Consider the following 25,672-nt stretch of genomic DNA (forward strand, 5'->3'; position numbering starts at 1 on the left):
GGGCTGACCTATTCGTCGTCGCAACGTTGTGGGTGAGGTGCTGTTGCCCCCACCCCAACCCCTCCCCTGAAGGAGAGGGGCTCAGAGAGAAGAAGCCTACTTCTCCTGCGCGCTGGTGCCGGAGGTTGCGGGGGCGGCTTCGCCGGCGATGTTGCCCTTGGGGCTCTTGGCGGCCTGCGCCTCGGTCTGGACGGTGGAGGCGCCGCCTTCCGGAGTGCTGGGAGCCGCGGAGGCGCCGGCGGCGGGGGCTGCGGCGGCAGCCTCGGCCGGGGCGGCGGGCATCGGCAGCGGGCTGTCGCTGGTCGAGTTCAGATAGGCGATCACGTTGGCGCGGTCCTCGGGCTTGCTGAGGCCGGCGAAGGTCATCTTCGTGCCGGGGGCATAGGCCTTCGGACTGGTGAGCCAGGCGTTGAGGTTGGCCCAGTCCCACACGCCGGGCTTGCCCTTCAGCGCGTCGGAATAGGGGAAACCGGCGACATGGCCGTGCGGCTTGTTGACCGAACCGTAGAGGTTGGGGCCGACGCCGTTGGGGCCGCCCTTCGCGTCCGTATGGCAGGCGGCGCATTTCTTGAAGACCTCGGCGCCCTTTTCGGGGCTGGCCGATGCGAGGTAGAATTCGATCGGCTTTTCGGCGGCGGCGGGGCCGGCACCTTCCTCCGCCTCGACACCCTCGACGACGTAGCCCATCTTTTCCGGGCGTTCGGCGTGGAAATATTCACCGGTCACGATCGACAGGCCAAGGGCGGCGATGCCCCCGAAGAGCACCCAGCCCGCGATGGTATTGCCGCGATCGTCCATGCCGTGTGAAACTCCCCTGCGTCGTGCCGTGCCCGATCATGACCGCGCCGGACCGCCGACCTTTAAGTGGCGAACCGCCGCATCGCAAGCATGCTTGCCGCTTGGCCGCCCGGACCGTAAGCGCGGGGGCGCCCATGGAAAACTACCCCGCCCCCGCCCGAGCCCGCGTCGCCGCGATGACCGCCGCTTCCGCCGCCGCCCCCGACCGGACCGTCGCGTTCCAGGGCGCGCCGGGGGCCAATTCGCATATCGCGGCGATGACGGCGTTTCCGGACGGGCTACCGCTGCCGTGTTTTTCGTTCGAGGATGCGATCGACGCGGTGCGCGAGGGGCGGGCCGACTGCGCAATGATCCCGATCGAAAATTCGCTGCACGGGCGGGTGGCGGACATTCATTTCCTGCTGCCCGAATCGGGGCTGGTCATCACCGGCGAGCATTTCATGCCGATCCGCTATTGCCTGATGGCACGCGCCGGCACCGCGCTGCCGGACGTGCGCGAGGCGGTGAGCCATCCGCAGGCGCTGGGCCAGTGCCGCGACTGGTTGCGGACGCGCGGGATTCGGCCGGTGAGCTATCCCGATACGGCGGGTGCGGCGGCGCTGGTGGCGGAGGATGGCGCGCCGGGTCAGGCGGCGATCGCGCCGGAGATGGCGGCGGGGCTGTACGGGCTGGAGGTGATCGCGCGCGGGCTGGAGGATGCGGACCATAACATGACGCGGTTCGTGGTGCTGGCGCGCGGGGCGCCCGAGGGGGCGGACCTGAGCGGGCCGTGCATGACGACCCTGGTGTTCGAGGTGCGGAACGTGCCGGCGGCGCTGTACAAGGCGATGGGCGGGTTTGCGACCAACGGGATCAACATGACCAAGCTGGAAAGCTACCAGCGTGGCGGGAGCTTTGCGGCGACCGAATTCTATTGCGACGTCGACGGGCGGCCGGACGATCCGGCGCTGGGGCGGGCGCTGGAGGAACTGGCGTTCCATACCAAGTGGATGCGGGTGCTGGGGACCTATCCGCAGGCGCGGGCCCGGGGGGATTAAGGTGCTGCGCGGGGTTCATGAGAGCCTTTGATCGACAGGCTCGAACCAAACGGGTCTGGAAGTAGACCGACCTGAATCTATCGATCAGCGTTCAGCCATCCTGTTCTGCCAGCCAGCGCGCGAAGAGGGTGTGCGCCACGGCGTAGGGCGGCGGCGCGATGAAGCGCGCGCCGGGTTCGGCAGCAAGCGCGGCGCGGACGTCTTCGCGGGTGGCCCAGAAGGCGTCTTCCAGTTCGTGCTGGTCTATCTGCAGCGCGGCGTCGGCGACCGGGGCGATGCAGGCGACCATGAGTTGCGAGGGGAAGGGCCAGGGCTGGCTGACGAGGTAGCGGACGCTGGTCGCGGCGACGCCGGCTTCCTCCGCCAGTTCGCGGGCGACGGCTTCCTCGATCGATTCGCCGACCTCCACGAAGCCGGCGAGTGCGGAGTAGCGACCCGTGGGCCAGCTGCGTTGGCGGCCGACGAGGACACAGCCGGCATGTTCGGCCAGCATGATGACGACCGGGTCGGTGCGCGGGAAATGTTCGGCGCGGCAGGCGGGGCAGCGGCGGCCCCAGCCGGCGCGGTAGAGCGCGGTGGGCGTGCCGCAATTCGCGCAGAAGCGGTGGCGGGCGTGCCAGTCGATCAGGCTGCGCGCCGCGGCGTAGGTGGCGGCCTGTGCCGGCTCGAGACGATCGAGCATGCCGTTCAGCGCGGGGCTGCGCCGTGCGGCGTGGGGGACGGCGGGGGTGAGTGCGACGAAGCGGGGCACGCCGTCGATCAGGCCGAGCAGCGCCAGTTCGGCGTCCCACGCCGCCTCCGCCAGATGGCCCCAGTCGAGCGCGCCATCGGCGTCGAGCAGCGGATCGAGCCCCTCCATGCGCAGCAGGCAAGCGCGCGGATCGTTGAGCGCCTTCGTGATCGCGGCCGGGTCCTGTCGCCAGGCGTCGACGCGGTCGAGCGGGGAGCCGGTGAAGCCGGGGACGAGGCTGAAGTCGAGATGGGAGGGGCGGCGATCGGGGGGAATGTCGGTCATCGCGGCGACTCCATGGCCAGGGTGGCGGCCTTTGCGAACAGGGTGGGCAGGCCGGCGTCGGCGAGGGTGGCGCGCGGCCACCAGACGCCGTCGTGCTCCGGCGCGATATCGCGGATCACGACCGTGCGGAAGACGGTGAGCGTCAGGCGGAAATGGGTGAAGACGTGCGTGACGGTGCCGGGCAGCGCGGTCCAGTCCGCCTGGAGCGGGGGCGGATCGTCGGGCGGCGTGTCGGTCCACTCGCCGGTCGGCAGCGCGCGCATGCCGCCGAGCAGCCCGCGCGCCGGGCGGCGGACGAGCAGGACGGTGTCGCCGCGCTCGATCCACCAGATCGCGCCGTGGCGTTCGGGGCGGACGGTCTTGGCGGCCTTGATCGGGAAGCGTGCGGGGTCGGCGGTGTGGACCGCGGCGCATCGCTCGCGCAGCGGACAGATCGCGCAGGCCGGGCGGCGCGGGGTGCAGATGGTGGCACCCAGGTCCATCATGGCCTGCGCGAAATCGCCGGCGCGGGCGTCCGGGGTGATGGTGTCGGTGGCGGCGCGGATCGCGGGGCGCGCGGCGGGCAGCGGCTGTTCGATCGCGAACAGCCGGGTGACGACGCGTTCGACATTGCCGTCGACCACCACCGCCCGCCGGCCGAACGCGATCGCGGCGACCGCGGCGGCGGTGTAGGCCCCGACGCCGGGCAATGCGCGCAAGGCGGCCTCGGTATCGGGGAAGCGGCCGCCGTGATCGGCGACGACGGCGCGGGCGCAGGCGAGCAGGTTGCGGGCGCGGGCATAATAGCCGAGCCCGGCCCAGGCGGCCATCAGGTCGGCATCGTCGGCCGCCGCCAGATCAGCGACGGTCGGCCAGCGCGTGGTGAAGCGCAGGAACGCCGCCTTCACCGCGGCGACCGTGGTCTGTTGCAGCATCACCTCCGACAGCCAGACGCGGTAGGGATCGGGTGCTGGCGTGCCGGGGGCCGCGCGCCAGGGCAGCGTACGGTGGTGCGCGTCGTACCAGGCGAGGAGGGTGGCGGAAATATCAGTGCCGCGATCGACGGGCGGAACGACGGACATATCGACGGGCATGGGGCCGCTATGGCATGGAGCGGGGGATGACGGAACCAGAGACACCCGCGCCCGCGCCGAAGCCGGTCAAGCCGCGCGCCGCAGCGAAGGCGAAGCCGGCCGTCGTGCCGGAGCGCAAGCGCGGCGGTGCGGCGCGGGCGGTGGCGGACATGCTGCCCGACGTGGGCCGTGCCGCGTTCCGGCGGTTCGGGTTCGTCCAGTCGTCGGTCGTGACGCGCTGGCCCGAGATCGTCGGCGAGCGCTATGCCGGCGTGTCGAGCCCCGAATCGATCCGGTTTCCGCACGGTGCGCGGTCCGAAGGCGTGCTGACCCTGGTCGTCGAGGGCGCGCATGCGGTGATGATGCAGCATGTGGCGCCCGCGATCGTCGAGCGCGTGAACCGGTTCTTCGGATATCCCGCGGTAGCGCGGATCGCGATCCGCCAGGGTGCGGCGGTGCGGCGCCCGGCACCCGCGAAGCTGCGGCCGGCGGTGGCGGTGTCTACCGAGATCGGCGACAGCCTGCGCGCGATCGCGGATCCGGAATTGCGCGCATGCCTCGCCGGGCTGGCCGGGGCGCTGGCGACGTCGAACGGGCCGCCGGTGATGGACATTCCGGTGATGGGAAAGGTGCGGTGAGCATGGAGATTCGGCGATCTCGGGGACAATCCGCGTTGCGCGGTGCGGCGGCCGGGCTGGCGATGCTGGCGGCGGTCGGGGGCGGCGGGCTGGTGGCGGGTGCGGGCGCGGCTCCGGCGAAACGCGCGGCGGTCGACTGGACGCGGACGATCGCGACTACGCCGGCCGGGACCTATGTGATGGGCAATCCGCGCGCGAAGGTAAAGCTGGTCGAGTATCTCTCGCTGACCTGTTCGCACTGCGCGGCGTTCGCGGCGGAGGGGATGCCGGCGTTGAAGCGCGACTATATCGCGCGCGGGCTGGTGAGCCTGGAGGTGCGCAATTCGGTGCGCGACGGGTTCGATTTCGCGGGCGTGCTGCTCAGCCGCTGCGCGGGGCCGGCGGGCTATTTCCCGGCGAGCGAGCGGATCCTGGCGACGCAGGCGGACTGGCTGCCCAAGGCGCAGGTGTATTTCGATACGCAGGTCGGGCGGCCGGCGGACCCCAACGGCGCCGCGACGCTGACCGCGATGGCGCGGGCCGCCGGGTTCGACCGCCAAGCGCAGGCGCGGGGCATGTCCCCGGCGCGGGTCGCGGCGTGTCTTGCCGACCGGAAACAGACCGCGATCGTCGCGGCGATGACCGACGAGGCGTTCAACAAGCGGCGCATCACCGGCACGCCGACATTCCTGATCAACGGCGCGATCGTGCCGGCGACGAGCAACTGGGCCACGTTGCAGCCCAGGCTCGCCGCCGCGGTCCGCTGACATTTTTTTTCTTCGGAGAACCTTGAGATGATGACCCGCACCCTCCTCGCCCTCGGGCTTTCGACGCTGGCGCTGACCGCATGCGGCAGCAAGGACGCCGGCAACAGCGCGGGCAACGCGACCGCTTCGGTCGAGGCGCCCGCAACGCCGGTGGCACCGGTCGCAGCGCCGGCCGGTGGCGACTGGACGCAGACCGTGTCCAAGACGCCCGACGGCGGGTTCCGGATGGGCAACCCGGACGCGCCGGTGAAACTGGTCGAGTATGGCGCGCTGAGCTGTTCGCACTGCGCGGTGTTCGAGAAGGAGGGCCTGCCCGAGCTCAAGGCGCAGTTCATCGCGCCGGGCAAGGTCAGCTATGAATTCCGCAACTACATGCTGAACGTGCTCGACGTGCCGGCCGCGCTGCTGACGCGGTGCCGCGGAGCGGAGCCGTATTTCCAGTTGAGCCAGCAGATGTTCGAGAACCAGATGATGCTGTTCGATGCGGTGAAGGGCATGACCGAGGCGGAGCAGACCCAGATGCAGGCGATGCCGCCGCAGACGCAGTTCTTGGCATGGGGCAAGAAGCTGGGCCTGATCGACTTCTTCCGCGCGCGCGGCATTCCGGAGGCGGCGGCGACCAAGTGCCTGACCGATACCGCCGCGGTCGACGAACTGGGCAAGATGAGCGCGCGTGCGACGAGCGAGTTCAACCTGCAGGGGACGCCGACGTTTTTGATTGCGAACAAGCCGGTGCCGAACGTGGCGGATTGGGCTGCGTTGAAGCCGGTGCTGACGAAGGCTGTCGGGGCCTGAGGGGTTGGGGGGGGGGCTTTGCGGGCCCCCCGCGGCTCTGTGAATACCCATATCGTTTTGCCTGAGTAGGGGCTGAGCGTAGTCGAACACCCGTATCGAAGGCTGCATGCAGTGCTTCGATACGCGCCCTCGGTACGCGCCGAGGGGCGCTACTCGGTCGCTACTCAGCACGAGCGGGTGGGGCGTGGTGGAGGTGTGGGCTTTCCGCCGGGCTGGCCTTTCCTTTTCCCCTCCCGTTCGGTTCGAGCTTGTCGAGAACTGCGCGAGTTCTCGACAGGCTCGAACCGAACGGGGTGGGGTGGGTTCTCGACAAGCTCGAACCGAACGGANCTGTCGTCCTGTGCAGATATGTCGGCGTCTCGACTGCGCTCGACGGGGCCCTCGACTTCGCTCGGGATGGGCGGGTTAGGGCATGGGTCATCCCGCGACCGACGCGACGGGCGGTGCATCCCATTGTTCGGGCGGGGCGTTTGGTCGGTAACCGAACAGGAGCATCCGTAATGACAGAGCAGCCCAGCATTTCCCTGAACGACGGACGGTCGATGCCGCAGATCGGGTTGGGGACGTATCAGATCCCGGACGGGGACACCGCAGGCGTGGTGCAGGCGGCGATCGATGCCGGATACCGCGCGGTCGATACCGCGGCGATCTATGGCAACGAAGCGGGCACCGGGGCGGGCGTGCGGGCGCGGGATGAGACGATCTTCGTGACGTCCAAGCTGTGGCGCGACGATTTTGGGTATGACGCGGCGCTGAAGGGGTTCGAGAAGAGCTTCGACCGGCTGGGGCTCGACTGGGTCGACCTCTATCTGCTGCACTGGCCGTTCGTCGAGGAGACGCGGTTCGTCGAGACGTGGAAGGCGCTCGTGCGGTTGCGCGAGGAAGGGCGCGTGAAGTCGATCGGGGTGTCGAACTTCACGATGGATCATCTGGAGCGAATCATCCACGACACGGGCGTGGTGCCGGCGGTGAACCAGATCGAGTTGCATCCGAGTTTCCAGCAGGTCGAGCTGCGCGCCTATCATGACGAGAACCACATCGTGACGACGAGCTGGAGCCCGCTGGGGCAGGGCGCGGCGCTGGCCGATCCGGCGATCACCGCGATCGCGGAAAAGCACGGCAAGACGCCGGCGCAGGTCGTGCTGCGCTGGCATATCGAGGCGGGGCTGACGGTGATCCCGAAGACGACCAACCCGGCGCGGCTGGCGGAGAATTTCGCGATCTTCGACTTCGCGCTGGATGCCGACGACGAGCGCGCGATCGCGGCGCTGGATCGACGCGACGGGCGGATCGGGCCGGATCCGACGACGTTTGCCGGATGATGGGTTCGGGCCTGGCGGGGAGTTCTCGACAGGCTCGAACCAAACGGGTTGGGGGATGGGGTGACCTCGGGGCGTGACGGTTCAGGCGGTTGCCGCGACCCGGGCTTGTGCGACCTTCAGGTCCTCGACGAAGCGGGCATATTCTTCCTCGGCCTGGACCTTGTCGGGGAGGCGGAGGAGGTAGCTCGGGTGGACGGTGATCCACGCCTCGCCGCCGTCGGGGAGGGTGATCGGCTTGCCGCGGGTGCCGGAGATGGTGACGACCTTGCCGAGCAGCGAGCGGGCGGCGGTGACGCCGAGCGCGACGGTGACGGCGGGGCGGACCAGCACGCGTTCCTGGTCGATCCACCAGCGGCAGGCGTCGATTTCGGGTGCGCCGGGCTTCGCGTGGATGCGGCGGCGACCGCGTTCCTCGAACTTGAAATGCTTGACCGCGTTGGTGATGTAGACCTGCGTGCGGTCGATGCCGGCGGCGGCGATCGCCCGGTCGAACAACTGGCCGGCGGGCCCGACGAACGGGCGGCCGGCGATATCCTCCTGATCGCCCGGCTGTTCGCCGACGAACATGAGCCGCGCGTCGACGGGGCCTTCGCCGAACACGGTCTGCGTCGCGGGACCGTAGAGCGGGCAGCGCGTGCAGCCGGCGGCTTCCCCGGCGAGCGCCTCCCAGGCGGCGCGGGCATTGTCGCCGATGTCGGCATGGGCGGTTTCGATCATGCCACTCTCCCTCTTCTGTGCGCCGGCGAGCAGATCGGGGATCAGCGCGGTTTCGGGCATGTTCTTCCAGTATTTGCGCGGCATTTCCTTGGTCATCGCGCCGACCTTGACCCGCGCCGGATTGAAGATCGCGGCATAGTAGGTCTTCCACATCTCCTCGAGCGGATCTCCGTCGGGGGCGTCGGTCTTGCGCGCGCCGGGGGCGAAGGCGAGCGCCGTGCCGTCCCAGTGGACCGAGAGTTCGGGGGTGAGGATCGACCAGTGCATCGTGGCGAAGCGGCGCGCGAAGAAGTCCGCATTGATCCGGACGATGTGGTTGTCGGGTTCGAACCAGGCGACGTAGCGTGTCTCGCCGCCCTCCACCGCCAGTTCGCGGAAGCGGACGAAGGCGCGCATCTTGTGCATGTCGCGCCGGACGTCCTTGGCCATCAACTCGATCCGCTGGACGAGCGGATCGGCGCGGTCGTCGAGCAGGCCCTGCTGCGCGCGGACGCGGATGAGCAGGGTGTAGAGCAACGCGAACCGCTCGGGATCGCGGTGGCAGAGCGCGGTTCGGGCAAGATCGACGAACGGACGAGGGACCGAGAAGGCGCCGGGTGCGGCGTCGGGCGAAGCCTCGTCCCCGAACAGATCGGCGGGGCGTTCGCCAACCTGCCAGACGACGTCGTGTGGTGCGACCTGGGCCAGCGCCAGCGTGCGGGCGGCGGCGCGCCACCCGTCGAAATCATCCTCCGATGCCAGGGTCGCGACGCGCATGGGGTGCAAGACGCATGAACGGGCCGCGGGTTGCCGCGACCCGTCACAGGAACGTCAGAAACGCAGGCGTCAGAAACGCAGGCCGATGCCGCCGAGGATCTGGTGGCGATCGAGGCTGAGCGTGGTGCGGTCGGACGATCCGTCCGAATAGTTGGTGGTCAGCGAGTAGTTGTTGTAGTCGGTGTAGCGATATTCACCCTTGAGATAGAGGTTGGGCGTCACCGCGGCCTCGAACCCGGCGCCGAGCCGGACGCCGTCGACATTGGCCTTGGCGGATTCATTGTCGAGGATGCCTTCGAAATCGACATAGTTCGCCTTGACCCGCGAATTGACGTAGGCGGCGCGCGCATAGACCATGACGCGGCTGCTGAGCGCCTGGCCGAGGCGGCCGCCGACCTCGACGGTGCGGCCGGCCTTGATGCAGGCTTCGTCGAGCCCGAAGACTTCGCTGCATTCGCGGATCGAGCTGTCCTCGATCCCGGCTTCGACGCCGGCGATCAGCGTGGGGGTGAGCGCGATGTCCCAGCCGAGGCTGCCACCATAGGTGATGCCGTCGTCGCGGCCCTTGACCGATGCGGTCGAGACCTGGCCGGCTTCGGTGTAGCTGTTCTTGAGACGCACACCGACATGGTCCCAGCCGCCGTGGATTTCTATGCGCGGGCCGGCGAACACGTCGGCCGGCGCGTCGTCATAGACGGGGGCGTAGGGGAGCATTGGGGCTGGCGGGGGGCTGGCGGGGTAGTCCTGGGCCGCGGCGGGGGCGGCGATGATGGCGAAGGCGGCGACGGTGATGTGCGATGCGTGCATGAGAACCCCGAGTGCGATGCGGAACTGCGATCGGGGCGGGTCTAGGGGGTAAGATACTAGGAAAGCGTGAAGTTCCGGGGCGGACCGTCGTTGGTTCAGCTTTACGCGGCGAACAGTTCGAGCTGTTCCTTCTTGGGCACGAGGTGCGTTTTCAGATCGGCGCGGTCGGTGAGCGTGACGGGGCGCCAGTCGGTGGTGGAGATGAACGGGCGAACCTTGGCGATCGAGACGGTGAGGCGGCCGACATCGTCGAGGCGGAGCGCGCGCCAGCGGCGGCTGACGATGATCGAGTTGACCGCTTTCACACCCAGGCCGGGAACGCGGAGCAGCAGTTCGCGCGGGGCGAGATTGACGTCGACCGGGAAGGTTTCGCGAAACTTGAGCGCCCAGGCGAGTTTCGGGTCGATATCGAGCGGGAGCATGCCGTCCGCATCGGTCGCGGCGACGACCTCCTTAGGCTGGAACCCGTAGAAGCGCATCAGCCAGTCGGACTGGTAGAGCCGGTGTTCGCGCATCAGCGGAGGGCGCTTGAGCGGCAGGATGGCGGAGGCGTCCGGGATCGGGCTGAACGCGGAATAATAGACGCGGCGCAGGCCGAACCGATCGTAAAGCGTCGAGGCCTTCGTCACGATATCGCCGTCGTTCGCGCTGTCCGCGCCGACGATCATCTGCGTCGATTGGCCGGCGGGGGCGAATTTTGGGGCGGCGCGGTACTTCTTGCGCGCGTCGTGGCCGTCCTCGATCGACGTCTTCATCTCGCGCATCGCGCCGTCGATGCGGTCGGCGGATTTCTCCGGGGCGAGCCGTTTCAGCCCGCCGACGGTCGGCAGTTCGACGTTGATCGAGACGCGATCCGCGTGAAGCCCGGCCTGGCGGACGAGTTCGGGGTCGGCGTCGGGGATCGTCTTCAGGTGGATGTAGCCGCGGAACTGGTGATCCTCGCGCAGCGAGCGCGCGACCTCGACCAGCTGCTCCATCGTATAGTTGGGCGTGTTGATGATGCCCGAGGAGAGGAACAGCCCCTCGATATAGTTGCGGCGGTAGAAGGAGAGCGTGAGGTTCACGACCTCCTCCGCCGAGAAGCGCGCGCGGCGGACGTTCGAGCTCTTGCGGTTGATGCAGTAATGGCAGTCGAAGATGCAGCTGTTGGTCAGCAGGATCTTGAGCAGCGAGATGCAGCGGCCGTCGGGCGCATAGGCGTGGCAGATGCCCATGCCCTCGGTCGAGCCGATCCCCTTTTCCTTGCCGGCGCTGGAGCGCTTGGACGTGCCGGACGAGGCGCAGGACGCGTCGTATTTCGCGGCATCGGCAAGGATGGCGAGCTTTCCACGAGTGTCGAGTTGCGCCATTTGTTCAATCTATGTTCTGCTGACCCGAATGTCCAGATGCGACGTCTGGATAGTGTCAGGGTTCTTCCGCCGCCTGGCGCTTTGCGAGTTCGCGTTCGGCGCGGGCCTGCGCCAGGAATTGCTGGAAACAGCCGGTCTGGCCGTTCGATCCGCCGGTGTTGCAGCTGCCGGGCAGACCCTGTCGGCTGACATTTTCGAGCTCCATCGAGCGGGCGCCCCAAGCCATCGCCGCCGGTGCGTCGGCCTTGCGCTTGTCGCGCAGCGGTTTCGGCACGCGGTAACGTTCGCCCTCCGGCATGCGGGCGCAGACGATCACCTCCTCGCCGGTGCTGCGCGGGCAGGGGTCCTTGCCGTAGACGGTGAGCTGCTGGATCCGTTCGGGCGGCGTGCCGCTGACCTTTTCCATGTCCTGCGCAAAGGCCGGCGCGGCGGCGACGAGCAGCAGGAGGAAGGCGGACGTCTTCATCGATGGATCTCCGGGCGAGGTGCGCGCAGGATGGCGCGCCCGCCCCTGACCCCGCGATGAACATCATGCATCATCGGTGGCCAGCGTGGACAGCGCGTCGCGTGCCGCGTTCTGCAGCACTTCCGCCACGGTCGGGTGGTAGTAGGCCTGGTCCGCCAGTTCGGCGAGCGTAAGGCCGCAGGCGAGGCCGAGGGCGACCATGTGCGCGGCATGTTCGGCGTCGGGGCCGACGATGGTCGCGCCGATCACGGTGCCGTCATGGTCGGCATAGAGCCGCAGAATGCCGTCGCCGGCCGCATCGATGTGGACGCGGCCATTGTCGCCGAATGTCGCGCTGCCGATCACCCCGTCGCTGGGCAGTTCGTCATACTCGCAGCCGACCATGGCGATCTGCGGATCGGTGAAGGTGATGGCGAGCGGCGGGAGGATCGGATCGCGGCGCAGCGCGTCGGGCTGTGCGGCGTTGTGCCCGGCGAGCCGGCCGGACCGTGCCGCTTCGTGCAGGACGGGGCGGCAGGCGCGGGCGTCACCGGCGATGAACACCATGGAGTCGCCGCAGCGGCCGGTGCCCGCGTCGAAATGCGGCGTGCCGTGATCGTCGCGGTCGAGGCCGGCCGCGTCGAGGTTCAGCGTGTCGGATACGGGCGGGCGGCCGGCGGCGGCGAGGACTAGGTCGAACACGGCGTTGCCTGCATTGTCGCCGTCCCAGGCGAGGCGGACCTTGCCGTCGGCGAGGTCCGCCGCGGTCAGGTCGGCGCCGAGGTGGATGGTGAAGTCCTGCGCCAGCCGGTCGCGGGCGACGCATTCGGCCTCCGGATCGGCGATGCCGGCGACGACATCGCCCTTGTCGATCATCGTGACGCGCGTGCCGAGCCGGGCGAAGGCAGCGGCGAGTTCGAGGCCGATCACGCCGGCCCCCAGCACCGCGAGCGTGGCGGGTATCGTCGCGATCTCGAAGATCGTGTCGCTTGTGCGGACATGCTCGGCGACCGGTTCGAGAAGCTCGGGCAGCGAGGGGGTGGAGCCGGTGGCGATGACGATCGTGCGGGCGGCGATGTCGGGGCCGCCATCGACGCTGAGCTGGCCGGGGGCGGTGAAGCGGGCGTGGCCGGTGATGTGGCGGTCGGCCGGGATCGCGGCGACATCCTCCATCACGGAGGCGACGAAATAGTCGCGTTCACGGCGGACCCGGTCCATCACGGCGGGGCCGTCGATGGTGACGTCGCCGACCGTGATGCCGAATATCGCGGCCTGGCGGGCGTGGTGTGCGGTGCGGCCGGCGGCGATCAGCGCCTTGGACGGCATGCACCCGACGCGGGCGCAGGTGGTGCCGCCGGGGCCGGGTTCGATCAGCACGGCGTGGGCACCTTCTGCGGTGGCCGCCTTGTAGGCTGCGAGGCCGGCGGTGCCCGCGCCGATGATGGCGACGTCGCAGTCGATACGGTGCATGAAATTCTCCTGATTACGCGCTCAACGCGTCAGGTTCACGCGATGTCCGTCAGGCGGGATTATCGGCGGCGAGCAGGGATTGCGCGCGTGCCAGAACGGGATCACGGCCGGCGCGGAGGTCGGCGAGCGACTGGGTGACGGGGATGGCGGGGACGAGGCCGCGTCCCTCCAGCCGGACGTCGGCGGCGCTGCGGATGTCGAACACCGCGACCCAGAGTTCGCCGCCGTCGGGGAGTTTGGTCTGCGCGGCACCGGTGACCGCGCCCGCGGTGGTGCCACCGATGACGGGGCCGCGGTCGCTGTCCTGCACGAGCGCGGCCAGGATCTCGGCGCCGCTCGCGCTGCGCGGGCCGACCAGGACAGCGAGCGGGCCGGTGTAGCTGCGCCGGCCCGCGCCGACGGTGGGGACGTCGAGCGTCTTGCCGCGGGCGACGCGGCGGAGGAGCGTGCGCTTGCGGTCGAACAATGTCCCGGCGACACGGGCGACGGCGAGCGCCTCGCCCCCTTCGTTTTCGCGCAGGTCGAGGATGAGCGCGGCGGGGGGATCGGCGGCGATCTCGTCTTCGATCCAGCGGTCCTCGCCGCCGGCGAAGACGTCGAAGGCGAGCAGCAGGATGTCGCCGGGCAGGCGGGTGGCGCGGCGCGGCGGTTCGGGCGGGAGCAGTGTGCTGGTCAGGGTAAGCGTGCGGGGGCGGTCGGTCAGGTCGCGGAAGGCGAAGCGCGCGGACTGGCCGGCGCGGGGATGCCAGTCGTCGTCGACCGGGCGGCCGTCGACGGTGTCGATCAGCCAGCCGGGGCGGACGCCGGCCGCGGCGGCGGGGCCGTCCGCGCGGACAGAGAGCACGCGCCAGACGCCGGCGGTGGGCCAGGCGGACAGGCCGAACTGCGCGCTGTCGGCGCCGGCGTCCGCATCGGCATCGCGGCGGACGGCGGCGGGGGTGCGGATGTAGACATGGCTGTCGCCGACCGTGGCGAGCATGGCGGCGAGGATGCGGTAGAGTGCGGCCTCGTCTGTGGCGGCGATCGCTTGCGGGCGGTAGCGTTCGTAGGCGGTGTTCCAGCTTTCGCCCAAACGGTCGCGGTCCCAGTAGCGGCGGTCGACCTCGTCCCAGACGCGGTCGAACAGTTCGGCGTTGTCCGGGCGCGGGGCGGCGGCCGCGAGGGTCGTGCCGGCGATCAGCGCGAGCGCGGCGCGGCGCGTCAGGGGAGCGTGCATGTCAGCGTCAGGCGGCGGGTGGGGACGGCGAAGCGGATGTCGGGGCAGGCGTCGAGCAGGTCGCGGCCGAAGGTGACCGCGGGGATGGCGCGTTGTGGTGCCGGCGCGCGGGCGGTCACGCGGATGTCGGCGGCGGGTTCGGCCGAGCCGGGGATCGGGGGGAGGGCGTTGTCGCCGCGGAAGTCGGCGGTGCGGACCGACAGCGAGGCGACGGTGAAGCCGGCGATCGTGACGGGGCGGTCGAGGATCATCGTGCGGACCGGGCGGGGGATGCCGAACGCGCGCGTTTCGGTGCCGGTGGTCGCGGTGAAGCGGCCCGCGCCGCCGCGGGCGAGGACCGCGGCACCGGCGCCGGTGGCGAGCGTGGCGGCGTGGTTCAGCGTGAAGAGCAGCAGGACCGGGCCGCCGGGGGTGCGGGCGCGGGTGAAGAGGCCGAGATCCTCGCTGCGTTCCATTGCGAAGTTGACGGTTCGGGTGCGCGTCGCGGGGGCGGGCGAGGTGAAGTGGAGTTCGGCGAAGGGGAGGAGGTCGGGGGCGATCTCGCCGTCGACGTTCGCGCAGCAGGGGCGCGGGTAGCTGGAGGCGGTGACGTCGACCTTGCGGCCGGCGACGATCAGGCGGGCGCGGGCGACGCGGCCGGGGATCGCGATGCGGCCGACCTGTGCGCCGCCGTCGCGTTCGAACTCGAGGGAGGGCAGACGCGCGGCGGCGTCGGGGTTGAGTTCGACCACGGCGTGCTGGTCGAGTGCCACGCGGAGGCGGAGGGGCACGCCGTCGATCGTGGCGGACACGACCGGGTCGGCGCGGTCGAGCGTCAGCGTGCCGGTGGGGGCGGCGAGCAGCAGGGCGGTCAGCGCGGCGATCATGTGGCCACGATGATCATGGTCGGCATGACGCTGCGCTGAATGCCTTCAACGCGGAAAGCCGCCCAGTTCGCGGTTGAGGTAGGCGAGGATCATCGCGGCGCGCTGCGCATCCTCGGTGCGGTCGGCGCCGGCGGCGTGGCCCCCTTCGAGTGCCTCGGAATAGTAGAAGCGGTCGCCGAGTTGTTCCAGGCGGGCGGCGAACTTGCGCGCGTGGGCGGGGTGGACGCGGTCGTCCTTGGTCGATGTGTAGATGAACGGCGCGGGGTAGCGGACGCCGGGTTTCAGCTGCTGCAAGGGCGAGTAGCGTTGAATGAACGCCCAGTCGGCGGGGACGTCCGGGTCGCCATATTCGCCCATCCACGATGCGCCGGCCAGCAGGTGCGAGTAACGCTGCATGTCGATTAGCGGGGACCCCATCACGACCGCGCCGTAAAGATCGGGGCGTTGCGTCATGGCGACGCCGACGAGCAGCCCGCCGTTCGAGCGGCCGGACACCGCGATCTTCCGCGGGGCGGACACGCCGGTGCGGATCAGGTCCTCCGCAACGGCGTGGAGATCGTCATACGCGTTCTGGCGTTTCTCGCGCAGCACGGCCTGGTGCCAGGCGGGGCCATATTCGCCGCCGCCGCGGATGTTGGCGAGGACATAGGCATTGCCCTGTTCCGCCCAGAACAGCCCGACCGGGCCGGCGCGGTAGGGTTGTTCGGTCAGGTAGGTCGGCGTCTGCGCGGCCTTGAACCCGCCATAGGCGTGGATCAGCGCGGGGACGGGCCCGGTGGCGCCGGCGCGGCGGACGAGGAAATAGGGGATCTTCGTTCCGTCCTTCGACGTGGCGAAGCGTTGCGTGACCGAAAACCGCTTCGCGTCGAAGCGGGCGGGGAGGGCCTGTACGACGGTTGGCTTGGCCCCCGGCGCGACGGCGTAGAGCGTGGGGGGCAGCGTCATGCCCTCCACCGTGGCGAAGGCGAGGTCCTGCGCGCCCGATGCGGTGTCGAGGTGGACGGTGGCGTTGGCGGGGAGCGGGAGCGCGGTCTGCGTCCAGCCCTGCGCACCGGGGGTGGCGGGGCGGGTGAGTGCCACGAGCTTGCCCGACACGTCGTCGAGCAGCTTCACCCACAGGACGGATTTGCCGGCGGAGACCTCCTCGATCGCCTGGGCGGCGGTGGGGGCGAGCACCAGTTCGGGCGTGACCGGGCGGCCGGCCAGCACGTCGGCGATGCGGTAGGCGACGAGCGCGCCCTGCGGCTGAGCCCCCCACGCGCTGTTCAGCTTGGCGATCAGGCGGCCGTCGATGACGTCCTGGATGTCGGCGTCGGCGGGCAGCGGCGAGGGGACGAGCCGGCCGTCGGGCGCGACGTGGCTGAGTTCGGACCGGTAGAAATCGAGCCCGCGCATGTAGAGCGGCCAGGCGGTGGTGCCGTCGACGATGGTGGTGACGCCGACCCGCACGTCGGTGGCGCGCCCCTCGCCCACCACGGGTGCGGCGGCGAGCGCGGTGCCGCGGACCCAGCGCTTGACGATCCGCGGATAGCCGGAGGTGGTGAGCGTGCCGGCGCCGTAGTCGGTCGCGACGTACAGGCTGTCGCCCGGGCCCCAGGCGACGTCGCTCTTGGCGGCGGGCAGCGTGAAGCCGCCGGGGACGAAGCGGCCGGCGGCGAGGTCATATTCGCGCTCCACCCCCGCATCGGTGCCGCCGTCGGCGATCGACACCATGCAGCGGTCATAGGCGGGCGCGCGGCAGGTGGCGCCGTGCCAGACCCAGCTCTTGCCCTCCGCCCGGCCGAGCGCATCGACATCGATCAGCGTGCGCCATTGCGGCTTGCCCGCGCGGAACGCCGCGAGTGGAGAGATGCGCCACAGGCCGCGCGGGTTCTGCGCATCGCGCCAGAGGTTGAGGATATTGTCGCCGGCGATCTGCGGCGTCGCGATCTGCGCATCGTCCTGCAACAGGGCGAGCGCGCGGGCGCGGGTAGCGGTGAACCCAGGCGTCGCCTCCAGCACGGTCCGCGTCGCCGCATTCCACCCCCGCACCTGCGCCAGCGCCTGCACCCCCTCGACCTGCTCGGTATAGGCCAGCGGATCGGGCGTCGCGGCGAGCAGCAGCAGGGCAAGAGCAATCATGCGGGACCTTTCCGGGGGAGGGGTCAACGTATCGTGAGATGGGGGTGGGAGGAAGGTGGGGGGGGTGGTGATCGATCCAAACCACCATCAAGGAGCTTTCAGTCAACCTGACTGGGGCCAGCGGGTCCAAACGTGATACCGTGCCGGCATCGCTCTGAGCGTCTAGGATGTTTGTCCTCGTTCAGAATAATGCTAAACGTTTCCAATAGAATGCAATGTAAGAAGAAAAAATGAGCTTTGCAGTTTACCTTGAATTGGATCAGTCCACAGATGATCTATTGTGTGATATTGGAAATAGAATTTTACCAGCTCAAGATTCAGTCATCACACCAAGGACGTTTGGCCATGCACATCACCTAACCGTTGCTGTGTATGCCGATATAGACATCGATGTTGCGACTGAGACACTAGAAACTATGACAGACGAATTGTCGGGTTTGTCGGTTTCGATGCCCGGTATAGGTTGTTTTATGGGAAAAACCGCGGTCCTTTTTGCTGCTCCCCTGCCGACCCCACGGCTCATGCAATTCCATGAAAAGTACCATGCGCTTAGTAAATCCAAAAATAAGGCACTGTCATTTTATCGGCCAGGGTCTTGGTTTCCTCACGTAACAATTGCATCCGGGCTAACCGGTGATCAATTAGGTGCAGCAGTATCTAATATATCTAAAAATTGGACAAACCTAGAGGGCTTCTTAACGAAAGCCTGTATCGTCAGCCTAACTCCAACAAGAAAGATATGGTCAAAAAATATTCCGGCTAAATAAAATTTTATTGGTCAAGCGAAGTAGATTTTATGACCAATTCCGGGCTACATGTAGATCGATATACCGCTCGACTCCACTGCTTCAATTTCGCCAAGTATTCTTGCCGAATCACGCGCGATTCCACCTATAGATATTAAGTAGTCTGACAGTGATTCCCCGTTCGGAGCGCTGAGCTGTGGGTAGTACTTTTCCAGTACGCGCGAACCAATATCGGTAAGCTCAAGCACCGACGCGGTGGCACGGCGGTTTATTATATCTTCTAGTCCAACCGTTTTCGAAAGCGCCTCAAGAGATGCTGATGAAAAAACTGGCGATCCAGATTCTGCCGAGAAACAAATCAGAATTGTCCGTAGAGCCCAGACAAATCTTTTCCGCGCCTCGTCGCTACCTCTCCAGTCTTGCTCAATAAAATACTGAAGAATAAGAGCCGCGACTTTTGCGTCGTAGCTGTAGGACGGCTTTTTTCGAAATGACGATTTCAGTTTTGAGATAAAACTATCGGGATCATCAAGTCCTATGCCCTCGAAAGCGACATGATATGAAAACAAACTCCCCTCAGTTGCTTGTTGTGTCAGCCAACCTTGTGAATATCTATGAAGACTTACGCCATTTATTTCTAAAGGTTCGTCTAATCCTTGGCCCTCGACTGCATGTATAAGGTCAACATCGGAAGTGGCTCGTGAGTCACCACGGGCACGGCTACCGTAAAGTATCAGGGAAGTTTTCATGGTCAACGAGCCCTTGAAAGCTTGGAAATCAAAGTCGCGAAGAAAACGGAATAGATCGATATCGCGATAATAACATGAACATTTTGAATTAAACTTAATGTGCTTCCAACTACCTCGGATTGATTTGTGAATCCTACCAGCAAAGAGATGTCAAAGCTTTTTTGCCACGAATGCCCATTAAAATTCTTTGATGGAAAATGCTTATACACCTCAGCAAAGAACACAAAGCATGTAACCAAAGCTAGGTATGGTCGGCTAACCGACTCTCCCCAACCGTTTAGCCAGCCAAACACTCGTAGTATCACGTAATTAACTAAATGAAGCAAAAGTTTGGCCAGAAAGACTGCCTTTTGCGTGTATGACTGAGAGTAAATCTGAAACAGATCATATGAAAGGCGTTCAGTAGACCGTCTTAGCTCATGAAGTTTAACCGTGTGATAGTATGTTCGTTCATCGCCTGTTGTTTGATGGCTAATCATAACTCCCCGAAGGAAGTGAGCCCTGGTTCCTTTGAGGCGGTACCATTGGTTTAGGCGATGTCGAAGCGTTTTGTCGTTAGAATTTCGATTACTTACGGAGGAATCAATCAAGATTGACGGATTGCTAATGAATGTGTGAGTCAGATCAATTCTACTTGAGACTCCCATGCTTTGCCAGTCACAATCACGAAAATCACAGCGACTAAATGACGCAAGAGATAGCGAGGATCCTGAGAACGTACAGCGACGGAAGTGGGCATCCTTCCATCGTGAGTAAGCAAAGTCACAGTTTACAAAATGACATTGGTCAAACATTACTAGGGGAACCGGCGTAAAATCGCCTTGAAAATCACAATTTGTAAAGGTTTTCCCCTTCACAGAGTAAGTGTCACCCGGAGTTATCTGACTGTTTAGGCTTGACCCGGAAATGAAACGATTGGAAGGGCCAGAGTCCCTTGTCGCGTTCCAATCATATGCCTCCTTGTTTATCGTGACGTCGGGGGAGTAAATTGGTTCCCACCAGCAATCTCGACGGCGATGTCCGATATGAACGGTGGCCGCGTCACCTTGCTCGTCAACGCCGGTCGAGCCGGTGCTGTCAGAAGTTCTGGCAGCCCGGATTTTTGACAGTATCTTCATAGCGCTACTCTAGCACGCGAGACAGCGGCAGATACCGCATTTTCACCCATGACGGCGCCGAACTTACAAGGGCTGCTTCGATCATGCTTGCGGACTCTCGTTGCGCTGCCCCAAAACACCTCCATGACAGAACCTCTCTATGCCGGCGTCGAGCTGGGCGGAACGAAGTGTGTGTGTATCCTGGCGGCCGGGCCGGATCGGGTGGTGGCGACGGAGCGGATCGCGACGGGGGCGCCGGGGGCGACGCTGGGGCGGATCGTCGAGGTGCTGCGCGAGTGGGACGTGGGGACGCGGGCGCGGGCGCTGGGGGTCGGGAGTTTCGGGCCGCTGGAGCTGGATCCGGATGCTCCCGATTACGGCCATGTCGTGCGGACGCCGAAGCCGGGGTGGTCGGGGGTCGATATCGTCGGGCCGCTGGTCGCCGCGACCGGGCTGCCGGTGATGCTGGACACCGACGTGGCGGGGGCGGCGCTGGCCGAGGGGCGCTGGGGGGCGGCGCGTGGGCTGGCGAGCCATGCCTATGTGACGGTCGGCACCGGGATCGGGGTCGGGATCGTCGTCAATGGCCAGGCGGTGCGCGGGCTGGGGCATCCGGAGGCGGGGCATCTGCGGATCGCGCGGATGGCGGGCGACGACTGGCCGGGGCACTGCCCCTATCACGGTGATTGCGTGGAGGGGCTGGCGGCGGGGCCGGCGATCGCGGCGCGCAGTGGGCGAGCAGCCGAGCTGCTGTCCCCGGACGATCCGGCGTGGGACGGGGTGGTCCATGCGCTGGCGATGATGCTGCACAATCTGGTGCTGACCACCGCGCCGCAGCGCATCCTGCTGGGCGGGGGCGTGCCGGTGGGGCAGCCGCACCTGATCCCGCGGATCCGCGCCGCGCTGGTCGCCAGCCTGGGCGGTTATGCGCATGCGGAGCGGGTGGCGGGGGACATTGAGCGGTTCGTGTCCGGCCCGGAGCTGGGCGCGATGGCGGGGCCGATGGGCGCGATCGCACTGGCGAGGCTGGCAATCGCGGACGTCGCCGCCTAGAGCAGGGGTGCGCGACGACAGGCATGAGGAACGGTACGGCATGGACGATGATTTCCGGCAGGCGGCGCTCGATTATCACCGGTATCCGCAGCCGGGGAAATTGTCGGTCGAACCGACGAAGCGGATGGCGAACCAGCGCGACCTGGCGCTGGCCTATTCCCCCGGCGTGGCCGCGGCGTGCGAGGCGATCGTCGCGGACCCGGACCAGGCACGCGAGCTGACGGCGCGCGGCAACCTCGTCGCGGTGATCTCCAACGGCACCGCGGTGCTGGGGCTGGGCAATATCGGGCCGCTGGCGGGCAAGCCGGTGATGGAGGGCAAGGCCGTCCTGTTCAAGAAATTCGCCGGGCTGGACGTGTTCGACATCGAGGTCGACGCGACCGATCCGGACCATTTCGTCGAGGTGGTGGCCGCACTGGAACCGACGTTCGGCGGCATCAACCTGGAGGATATCAAGGCGCCGGAATGCTTCGCGATCGAGGCGAAGCTGCGCGCGCGGATGAACATCCCGGTGTTCCACGACGACCAGCACGGCACCGCGATCGTGGTGGCGGCGGCGGTGCGCAACGCGCTGCTGCTGCAGGGCAAGACGATCGAGAATGTCCGGCTGGTGACGTCGGGCGCGGGTGCGGCGGCGCTGGCGTGCGTCGACCTGCTCGTCGCGATGGGGATGCGGATCGAGAACGTCACGATCACCGACATCAAGGGCGTGATCTATGCCGATCGCGAAACCGACATGCTGCCCAACATGGCGCGTTATGCGCACCAGACGGATGCGCGGAACCTGGCCGACGTGATCGCGGGGGCGGACATCTTCCTGGGGCTGTCGGCGCCGCGGGTGTTCAAGCCGGAATGGCTGCCGCTGCTGGCGGACAAGCCGCTGATCCTGGCGATGGCGAACCCGGAGCCGGAGATTCTGCCCGAGCTGATCGCCGAGCATCGGCCCGATGCGATCGTGGCGACCGGGCGGTCGGATTATCCGAACCAGGTCAACAACGTGCTGTGTTTCCCGTATATCTTCCGCGGGGCGCTGGATTGCGGGGCGACCGCGATCACGCCGGGAATGGAGATCGCGGCGGTCGAGGCGATCGCGGCGCTGGCCCGCGCGGAACCGGACGAGACGGTGGCGCGCGCCTATGGCGGACGGTCGCTGTTGTTCGGGCCGGGGCATATCATTCCCGCGCCGTTCGATCCGCGGCTGGCGACGGAAGTCGCGCCCGCGGTGGCGCGGGCGGCGGCGGCGGACGGTGTCGCGACGCGGCCGATCACCGATTTCGAGGCGTATCGCCGCAAGCTGCAGGTGTTCACATACCGCTCGAACCAGCTGATGACGCCGGTGTTCGAACGCGCGCGGACCGAGACGAAGCGGATCGCCTATGCCGAGGCGGAGGACGAGCGGATCCTGCGTGCGGCGCAGATCGTGGTGGACGAGCGGCTGGCGAAACCCGTGCTGGTCGGCCGGCGCGAGGTGATCGAGGCGCGGATCGCGGCGCTGGGCCTGCGCATTCGCGAGGGCGAGGATATCGAGATCGCCGATCCGGGCGCCGATACCGAGCTGTTCGCGTCGCTGGTGCCCGATTACCAGGCGCTGGTCGATCGCAAGGGCGTGACGCCGGCGGCGGCGGAACGGCGGCTGCGCAACCGGCCGGCGGTGAGCGCCGCGATGCTGCTGAAGGCGGGGCATGTCGATGCCGCGCTGTGCGGGGGCAGCGCCGACTGGTGGCAGCAGACGACGTATGTCCTGCCGATCATTCCACGCCGGGCGGAGGTGACGCGCGTGTCGGCGATGACCGCGCTGATCGTGGGCGAGCGGACGTTGTTCTTCTGCGACACGCACATGAACGTCGATCCGAGCTGCGAAGAGGTCGCCGAGATGGCGGTGCTGGCGGCGCGCGCGGTGCGCGGGTTCGGCATCGTGCCGAAGGGTGCGCTGCTGTCGCACAGCAATTTCGGGGCGGCCAATACGCGCCAGCCGCGGAAGATGCGCGAGGCGCTGAAGCTGATCCGCGCGATGGACCCGGACCTGGAGATCGACGGCGAAATGCACGCCGACACCGCGCTGAGCGCGCCTTTGCGCGAGCGGATCGTCGGGTCGAGCGCGCTGACCGACAGTGCGAACCTGTTGATCTTTCCGACCTTGGACTCGGCCAACATCTCGCTGACGCTGCTGGCGGCGTCGGCCGAGGGACTGGTGGTCGGGCCGATGCTGTTGGGTATGTCGAAGCCGATCCATGTGCTGACGTCTGCGGCGACGGCGCGGACGGTGGTGAACATGACTGCGCTGGCGGTGGCTGCCGGGTAGTTGGGTTCGCGGGTCTTAGATCTTCTGAGACCCGCTGGTTGTGGAGCGTGACCGCATCAGGTCCCTAGGCATGCCCCATCCCCGTTTGGTTCGAGCCTGTCGAGAACTCCGCGCGGGGTTCTCGACAGGCTCGAACCAAACGGATCGGTGGGTGGATCTAGTTAATACGGTGATGTGCTAGGTTGTGCTGATCCGTTGACGACAGCGAAGTTGCATCACTTTCCCCTGAGCGAAGCCTTGGGGCGCTGTTGGCGTCTCGGCTGCGCTCGACGGGTCCCTCGACTGCGCTCGGGATGGGCGGTTTTGGGTAGAACGCCGCGTATCCTTGGACCGGTGGAACTCGTCCGGCATTAGTGATCCAAATGAAGGCTGGGACCCGGTCCTGACGCGCTTGTTACGTGAGGGACCACCTAGGCCCCGGCCTTCGCCGGGGAACAGTCGGCGTTGCGGTCGGCCTTAGTTCCTAATCTTCGCGCAGGCTTCGGCGTTGCCGGCGGTGCAGGCTTCGGCGGTTTTGGCTTTCCAGGCGGCGACGCGGGCGGCGTAGTCGGCTTCGGTTTCTTCGGCGATGCGCTGGACTTCGATCGTCTGCTGGTTCGTGACCGCGACGGCGCCGCGATATTGGGCGGCCTGGGCGGCGCGATTGGCGGCCTGGGCCTGGAGTTCGGCCAGGACCTTTGCGTTCAGCGTGAGGGTGGTTTCGGCGCCGGGGAGCGGGACGGCTGCTTCCGCGGCCGGGGCGGCGGCAGGGACCTGCGCGGCAACGGGGGCGGCGGCGAGGGCCAGCAGGGGGATCAGCAGGGCGCGCATGTCAGGTCTCCGGATCGGTATCGCGACGCCAACGTGGGACGCCGGCAAACGTTCGATCAAATATAGGGGGGTGCGTGAAAACCGGCGGGGCTGGTCGTGAAGGTCTCGCAACCGTCGTCGGTGATGCCGATCGAATGTTCGAACTGCGCCGACAGCGAGCGGTCGCGCGTGACGGCCGTCCAGCCGTCGTCGAGCACCTTCACGTCGCCGCGGCCGATGTTGATCATCGGTTCGATCGTGAAGATCATGCCGGGTTTCAGTTCGGGGCCGGTGCCGGGGCGGCCGAGATGGACGACCTCCGGCGCGTCGTGGAACACGCGGCCGACGCCGTGGCCGCAGAAATCGCGGACGATGCCGTAGCGGTGCTTTTCGGCGTGGACCTGGATCGCGTGGCCGATGTCGCCCATCGTGTTGCCGGGCCGTGCGGCGGCGACGCCGGCCATGAGGCATTCGTAGGTGACCTCGACCAGGCGGCGCGCCTTCACCGCGGCGTCACCGGCGATGTACATGCGGCTGCTGTCGCCGTGCCAGCCGTCGAGCAGCGGGGTGACATCGACGTTGACGATGTCGCCGTCCTTCAGCGTCTTCGGCCCCGGGATGCCGTGGCAGACGACGTGGTTGATCGAGATGCAACTGCTGTGCGTGTAACCGCGGTAGCCGAGCGTGGCGGGCACCGCGCCGGCCGCGCGGCACATGTCCGCCACGATCCGGTCGAGCGCGGCGGTGGTGACGCCGGGCACGACATGCGGCACAAGCGCGTCGAGGATTTCGGCGGCCAGCCGGCCGGCGCGGCGCATGCCGGCGAAACCGTCGGCATCGTACAGCTTGATCGCGCCGTCGCGCGTCACCGGGTCCGCGGTGGTGATGGTCAGATATTCCGTCATGATGCAGGATATAGCGCGACGTTCGCCGCTTTGCGAGCATGCGCGAAGGGTCTATGCCGCGGCCATGACCGAGACACGCATCTGGACCGCCGCCCTCCTCGTCATTGGGGACGAAATCCTGTCGGGGCGGACGCAGGACCGCAACGTGGCGCAGGTGGCGCTGTGGCTGAACCTGCAGGGGATCAGGCTGGTCGAGGTGCGGGTGGTGCCCGACGTGGAGGCGGTGATCGTGGATGCGGTCCATGCGCTGACCGCGAAGGCGGATTATCTGTTCACGACCGGTGGCATCGGGCCGACGCACGACGACATCACGGTGGATGCGATCGCGGTGGCGCTGGGCGTGCCGGTGGTGGTGCATCCGCAGGCGCGCGCCGTGCTGGAGGACTATTATGCCAGCCGCGGCGGGCTGAACGAGGCGCGGCTGCGGATGGCGCGGGTGCCGGAGGGCGCGGACCTGATCGAGAACCGGATGTCGGGCGCGCCGGGGATCCGCCACGGCAATATCTTCATCATGGCGGGCGTGCCGCACATCGCGGGGATGATGCTGGAGGCGCTGTCGGGGCAGCTGGAGGGCGGGCGGCCGCTGCTGTCGCGCACCGTCGGCTGCATGGTGCCGGAAAGCGAGATCGCCGACACGTTGCGCGAGACCGAGCGCGACCATGCGGCGTGCCAGATCGGGAGTTATCCGTTCTTCCGCGACGGGCGGGTGGGTGCCAATTTCGTGGTGCGGTCGACCGAGCAGGATGCGCTGGATGCGTGCGCGGAGGACCTGGTCGCGCGGCTGGCCGAGGTCGGACATGTGGCGACCGACGGGGGCATTTGAGGTCTCGCGAGCCCCTCCCCTGAAATGGAGGGGGGTTAATGTTTTAACGTTGACGGCC

General features: G+C 67.3%; 24 protein-coding genes. 9 read left to right on the top strand and 15 right to left on the bottom strand.

Features of this window, described 5'->3' with window-relative positions; translation table 11 throughout:
* Window positions 1-96: 96 nt before the first annotated feature.
* Window positions 97-798, bottom strand: a complete 702-nt coding sequence (locus tag ACFSGX_RS01685) for a c-type cytochrome (RefSeq protein WP_380926992.1) — start codon at window positions 796-798, stop codon at window positions 97-99.
* Between the two features lie 134 nt (window positions 799-932).
* On the opposite strand from ACFSGX_RS01685, the gene ACFSGX_RS01690 reads away from it, so the two are divergent.
* Entirely contained in the window at window positions 933-1,835 is a 903-nt protein-coding gene (locus ACFSGX_RS01690; RefSeq protein ID WP_380926994.1) for a prephenate dehydratase, read from the top strand.
* Between the two features lie 91 nt (window positions 1,836-1,926).
* Here ACFSGX_RS01690 and nudC read toward each other — a convergent pair whose 3' ends face one another.
* Both nudC and mutY read right to left on the bottom strand, forming a co-directional pair.
* Entirely contained in the window at window positions 1,927-2,850 is a 924-nt protein-coding gene (gene nudC, locus ACFSGX_RS01695) for an NAD(+) diphosphatase (RefSeq protein WP_380926995.1), read from the bottom strand.
* Window positions 2,847-3,923, bottom strand: coding sequence for an A/G-specific adenine glycosylase (mutY, locus tag ACFSGX_RS01700; RefSeq protein ID WP_380926996.1), 1,077 nt, complete (start codon window positions 3,921-3,923; stop codon window positions 2,847-2,849). Before mutY ends, nudC begins: the two co-directional genes overlap by 4 nt.
* 26 nt (window positions 3,924-3,949) lie before the next feature.
* On the opposite strand from mutY, the gene ACFSGX_RS01705 reads away from it, so the two are divergent.
* The 4 genes from ACFSGX_RS01705 (at window position 3,950) to ACFSGX_RS01720 (ending at window position 7,403) form a co-directional block, all read left to right on the top strand.
* Complete coding sequence (locus ACFSGX_RS01705; RefSeq protein WP_380926997.1) at window positions 3,950-4,540, top strand: DUF721 domain-containing protein; 591 nt, start codon at window positions 3,950-3,952, stop codon at window positions 4,538-4,540.
* Between the two features lie 2 nt (window positions 4,541-4,542).
* Window positions 4,543-5,286 (top strand): thioredoxin domain-containing protein, encoded by a 744-nt coding sequence (locus ACFSGX_RS01710; RefSeq protein WP_380928197.1) that lies wholly within the window; start codon window positions 4,543-4,545, stop codon window positions 5,284-5,286.
* Between the two features lie 27 nt (window positions 5,287-5,313).
* Window positions 5,314-6,081, top strand: coding sequence for a thioredoxin domain-containing protein (locus ACFSGX_RS01715; RefSeq protein ID WP_380926998.1), 768 nt, complete (start codon window positions 5,314-5,316; stop codon window positions 6,079-6,081).
* A gap of 500 nt (window positions 6,082-6,581) precedes the next feature.
* Window positions 6,582-7,403, top strand: a complete 822-nt coding sequence (locus ACFSGX_RS01720) for an aldo/keto reductase (RefSeq protein ID WP_380926999.1) — start codon at window positions 6,582-6,584, stop codon at window positions 7,401-7,403.
* 81 nt (window positions 7,404-7,484) lie between these two features.
* Here the strand turns inward: ACFSGX_RS01720 and ACFSGX_RS01725 are convergent, their stop codons facing one another.
* The 8 genes from ACFSGX_RS01725 to ACFSGX_RS01760 all read right to left on the bottom strand — a co-directional run bounded on the left by ACFSGX_RS01725 (window position 7,485) and on the right by ACFSGX_RS01760 (window position 17,150).
* Window positions 7,485-8,876: a UdgX family uracil-DNA binding protein gene (locus ACFSGX_RS01725; RefSeq protein ID WP_380927000.1), complete on the bottom strand. Its 1,392-nt coding sequence runs from the start codon at window positions 8,874-8,876 to the stop codon at window positions 7,485-7,487.
* 69 nt (window positions 8,877-8,945) lie between these two features.
* Window positions 8,946-9,683, bottom strand: a complete 738-nt coding sequence (locus ACFSGX_RS01730) for an outer membrane protein (protein ID WP_380927001.1) — start codon at window positions 9,681-9,683, stop codon at window positions 8,946-8,948.
* A 101-nt stretch (window positions 9,684-9,784) separates the two neighbouring features.
* The gene (locus tag ACFSGX_RS01735) at window positions 9,785-11,032 is read right to left on the bottom strand and encodes a putative DNA modification/repair radical SAM protein (protein WP_380927002.1); all 1,248 of its coding nucleotides are present in this window, start codon (window positions 11,030-11,032) and stop codon (window positions 9,785-9,787) included.
* A gap of 55 nt (window positions 11,033-11,087) precedes the next feature.
* Window positions 11,088-11,498, bottom strand: a complete 411-nt coding sequence (locus ACFSGX_RS01740) for a hypothetical protein (RefSeq protein WP_380927003.1) — start codon at window positions 11,496-11,498, stop codon at window positions 11,088-11,090.
* Between the two features lie 63 nt (window positions 11,499-11,561).
* Window positions 11,562-12,947, bottom strand: a complete 1,386-nt coding sequence (locus ACFSGX_RS01745) for a dihydrolipoyl dehydrogenase (protein ID WP_380927004.1) — start codon at window positions 12,945-12,947, stop codon at window positions 11,562-11,564.
* 49 nt (window positions 12,948-12,996) lie between these two features.
* On the bottom strand, window positions 12,997-14,163 hold the full coding sequence (locus tag ACFSGX_RS01750) for a S41 family peptidase (protein ID WP_380927005.1): 1,167 nt from the start codon (window positions 14,161-14,163) through the stop codon (window positions 12,997-12,999).
* Window positions 14,148-15,029 (bottom strand): hypothetical protein, encoded by an 882-nt coding sequence (locus ACFSGX_RS01755; RefSeq protein ID WP_380927007.1) that lies wholly within the window; start codon window positions 15,027-15,029, stop codon window positions 14,148-14,150. Before ACFSGX_RS01755 ends, ACFSGX_RS01750 begins: the two co-directional genes overlap by 16 nt.
* A 45-nt stretch (window positions 15,030-15,074) precedes the next feature.
* Complete coding sequence (locus ACFSGX_RS01760) at window positions 15,075-17,150, bottom strand: prolyl oligopeptidase family serine peptidase (protein ID WP_380927009.1); 2,076 nt, start codon at window positions 17,148-17,150, stop codon at window positions 15,075-15,077.
* 230 nt (window positions 17,151-17,380) lie between these two features.
* Here ACFSGX_RS01760 and ACFSGX_RS01765 point away from each other — a divergent pair, with 230 nt between their 5' ends.
* Window positions 17,381-17,917, top strand: a complete 537-nt coding sequence (locus ACFSGX_RS01765) for a 2'-5' RNA ligase family protein (RefSeq protein ID WP_380927011.1) — start codon at window positions 17,381-17,383, stop codon at window positions 17,915-17,917.
* A 44-nt stretch (window positions 17,918-17,961) separates the two neighbouring features.
* Here ACFSGX_RS01765 and ACFSGX_RS01770 read toward each other — a convergent pair whose 3' ends face one another.
* Window positions 17,962-18,645 (bottom strand): hypothetical protein, encoded by a 684-nt coding sequence (locus ACFSGX_RS01770; RefSeq protein WP_380927012.1) that lies wholly within the window; start codon window positions 18,643-18,645, stop codon window positions 17,962-17,964.
* A 2-nt stretch (window positions 18,646-18,647) separates the two neighbouring features.
* Complete coding sequence (gene halA, locus ACFSGX_RS01775) at window positions 18,648-19,763, bottom strand: anti-phage Hailong system effector protein HalA (protein WP_380927014.1); 1,116 nt, start codon at window positions 19,761-19,763, stop codon at window positions 18,648-18,650.
* A gap of 123 nt (window positions 19,764-19,886) precedes the next feature.
* On the opposite strand from halA, the gene ACFSGX_RS01780 reads away from it, so the two are divergent.
* Window positions 19,887-20,795, top strand: coding sequence for an ROK family protein (locus ACFSGX_RS01780; protein ID WP_380927015.1), 909 nt, complete (start codon window positions 19,887-19,889; stop codon window positions 20,793-20,795).
* 40 nt (window positions 20,796-20,835) lie between these two features.
* Window positions 20,836-23,097, top strand: coding sequence for an NADP-dependent malic enzyme (locus ACFSGX_RS01785; protein WP_380927016.1), 2,262 nt, complete (start codon window positions 20,836-20,838; stop codon window positions 23,095-23,097).
* Window positions 23,098-23,553: 456 nt separating this feature from the next.
* Here the strand turns inward: ACFSGX_RS01785 and ACFSGX_RS01790 are convergent, their stop codons facing one another.
* Together ACFSGX_RS01790 and map are read right to left on the bottom strand one after the other, a co-directional pair.
* Window positions 23,554-23,907 carry a hypothetical protein gene (locus ACFSGX_RS01790; protein WP_380927017.1) on the bottom strand — a complete coding sequence of 118 codons (354 nt, stop codon included), beginning with the start codon at window positions 23,905-23,907 and terminating at the stop codon, window positions 23,554-23,556.
* 56 nt (window positions 23,908-23,963) lie between these two features.
* On the bottom strand, window positions 23,964-24,791 hold the full coding sequence (gene map / locus ACFSGX_RS01795; RefSeq protein WP_380927018.1) for a type I methionyl aminopeptidase: 828 nt from the start codon (window positions 24,789-24,791) through the stop codon (window positions 23,964-23,966).
* A 64-nt stretch (window positions 24,792-24,855) separates the two neighbouring features.
* On the opposite strand from map, the gene ACFSGX_RS01800 reads away from it, so the two are divergent.
* On the top strand, window positions 24,856-25,614 hold the full coding sequence (locus tag ACFSGX_RS01800) for a competence/damage-inducible protein A (protein ID WP_229673827.1): 759 nt from the start codon (window positions 24,856-24,858) through the stop codon (window positions 25,612-25,614).
* Window positions 25,615-25,672: the final 58 nt, after the last annotated feature.

Source organism: Sphingomonas arantia (assembly GCF_042682045.1).
Classification (GTDB): Bacteria; Pseudomonadota; Alphaproteobacteria; order Sphingomonadales; family Sphingomonadaceae; genus Sphingomonas_R; species Sphingomonas_R arantia.

Coding starts and splice junctions, on each gene's coding strand:
- ACFSGX_RS01685 (WP_380926992.1), bottom strand. CDS start 798: ATGGACGATCGCGGCAATACCATCGCGGGCTGGGTGCTCTTCGGGGGC.
- ACFSGX_RS01690 (WP_380926994.1), top strand. CDS start 933: ATGGAAAACTACCCCGCCCCCGCCCGAGCCCGCGTCGCCGCGATGACC.
- nudC (WP_380926995.1), bottom strand. CDS start 2,850: ATGACCGACATTCCCCCCGATCGCCGCCCCTCCCATCTCGACTTCAGC.
- mutY (WP_380926996.1), bottom strand. CDS start 3,923: ATGCCCGTCGATATGTCCGTCGTTCCGCCCGTCGATCGCGGCACTGAT.
- ACFSGX_RS01705 (WP_380926997.1), top strand. CDS start 3,950: ATGACGGAACCAGAGACACCCGCGCCCGCGCCGAAGCCGGTCAAGCCG.
- ACFSGX_RS01710 (WP_380928197.1), top strand. CDS start 4,543: ATGGAGATTCGGCGATCTCGGGGACAATCCGCGTTGCGCGGTGCGGCG.
- ACFSGX_RS01715 (WP_380926998.1), top strand. CDS start 5,314: ATGATGACCCGCACCCTCCTCGCCCTCGGGCTTTCGACGCTGGCGCTG.
- ACFSGX_RS01720 (WP_380926999.1), top strand. CDS start 6,582: ATGACAGAGCAGCCCAGCATTTCCCTGAACGACGGACGGTCGATGCCG.
- ACFSGX_RS01725 (WP_380927000.1), bottom strand. CDS start 8,876: ATGCGCGTCGCGACCCTGGCATCGGAGGATGATTTCGACGGGTGGCGC.
- ACFSGX_RS01730 (WP_380927001.1), bottom strand. CDS start 9,683: ATGCACGCATCGCACATCACCGTCGCCGCCTTCGCCATCATCGCCGCC.
- ACFSGX_RS01735 (WP_380927002.1), bottom strand. CDS start 11,032: ATGGCGCAACTCGACACTCGTGGAAAGCTCGCCATCCTTGCCGATGCC.
- ACFSGX_RS01740 (WP_380927003.1), bottom strand. CDS start 11,498: ATGAAGACGTCCGCCTTCCTCCTGCTGCTCGTCGCCGCCGCGCCGGCC.
- ACFSGX_RS01745 (WP_380927004.1), bottom strand. CDS start 12,947: ATGCACCGTATCGACTGCGACGTCGCCATCATCGGCGCGGGCACCGCC.
- ACFSGX_RS01750 (WP_380927005.1), bottom strand. CDS start 14,163: ATGCACGCTCCCCTGACGCGCCGCGCCGCGCTCGCGCTGATCGCCGGC.
- ACFSGX_RS01755 (WP_380927007.1), bottom strand. CDS start 15,029: ATGATCGCCGCGCTGACCGCCCTGCTGCTCGCCGCCCCCACCGGCACG.
- ACFSGX_RS01760 (WP_380927009.1), bottom strand. CDS start 17,150: ATGATTGCTCTTGCCCTGCTGCTGCTCGCCGCGACGCCCGATCCGCTG.
- ACFSGX_RS01765 (WP_380927011.1), top strand. CDS start 17,381: ATGAGCTTTGCAGTTTACCTTGAATTGGATCAGTCCACAGATGATCTA.
- ACFSGX_RS01770 (WP_380927012.1), bottom strand. CDS start 18,645: ATGAAAACTTCCCTGATACTTTACGGTAGCCGTGCCCGTGGTGACTCA.
- halA (WP_380927014.1), bottom strand. CDS start 19,763: ATGAAGATACTGTCAAAAATCCGGGCTGCCAGAACTTCTGACAGCACC.
- ACFSGX_RS01780 (WP_380927015.1), top strand. CDS start 19,887: ATGACAGAACCTCTCTATGCCGGCGTCGAGCTGGGCGGAACGAAGTGT.
- ACFSGX_RS01785 (WP_380927016.1), top strand. CDS start 20,836: ATGGACGATGATTTCCGGCAGGCGGCGCTCGATTATCACCGGTATCCG.
- ACFSGX_RS01790 (WP_380927017.1), bottom strand. CDS start 23,907: ATGCGCGCCCTGCTGATCCCCCTGCTGGCCCTCGCCGCCGCCCCCGTT.
- map (WP_380927018.1), bottom strand. CDS start 24,791: ATGACGGAATATCTGACCATCACCACCGCGGACCCGGTGACGCGCGAC.
- ACFSGX_RS01800 (WP_229673827.1), top strand. CDS start 24,856: ATGACCGAGACACGCATCTGGACCGCCGCCCTCCTCGTCATTGGGGAC.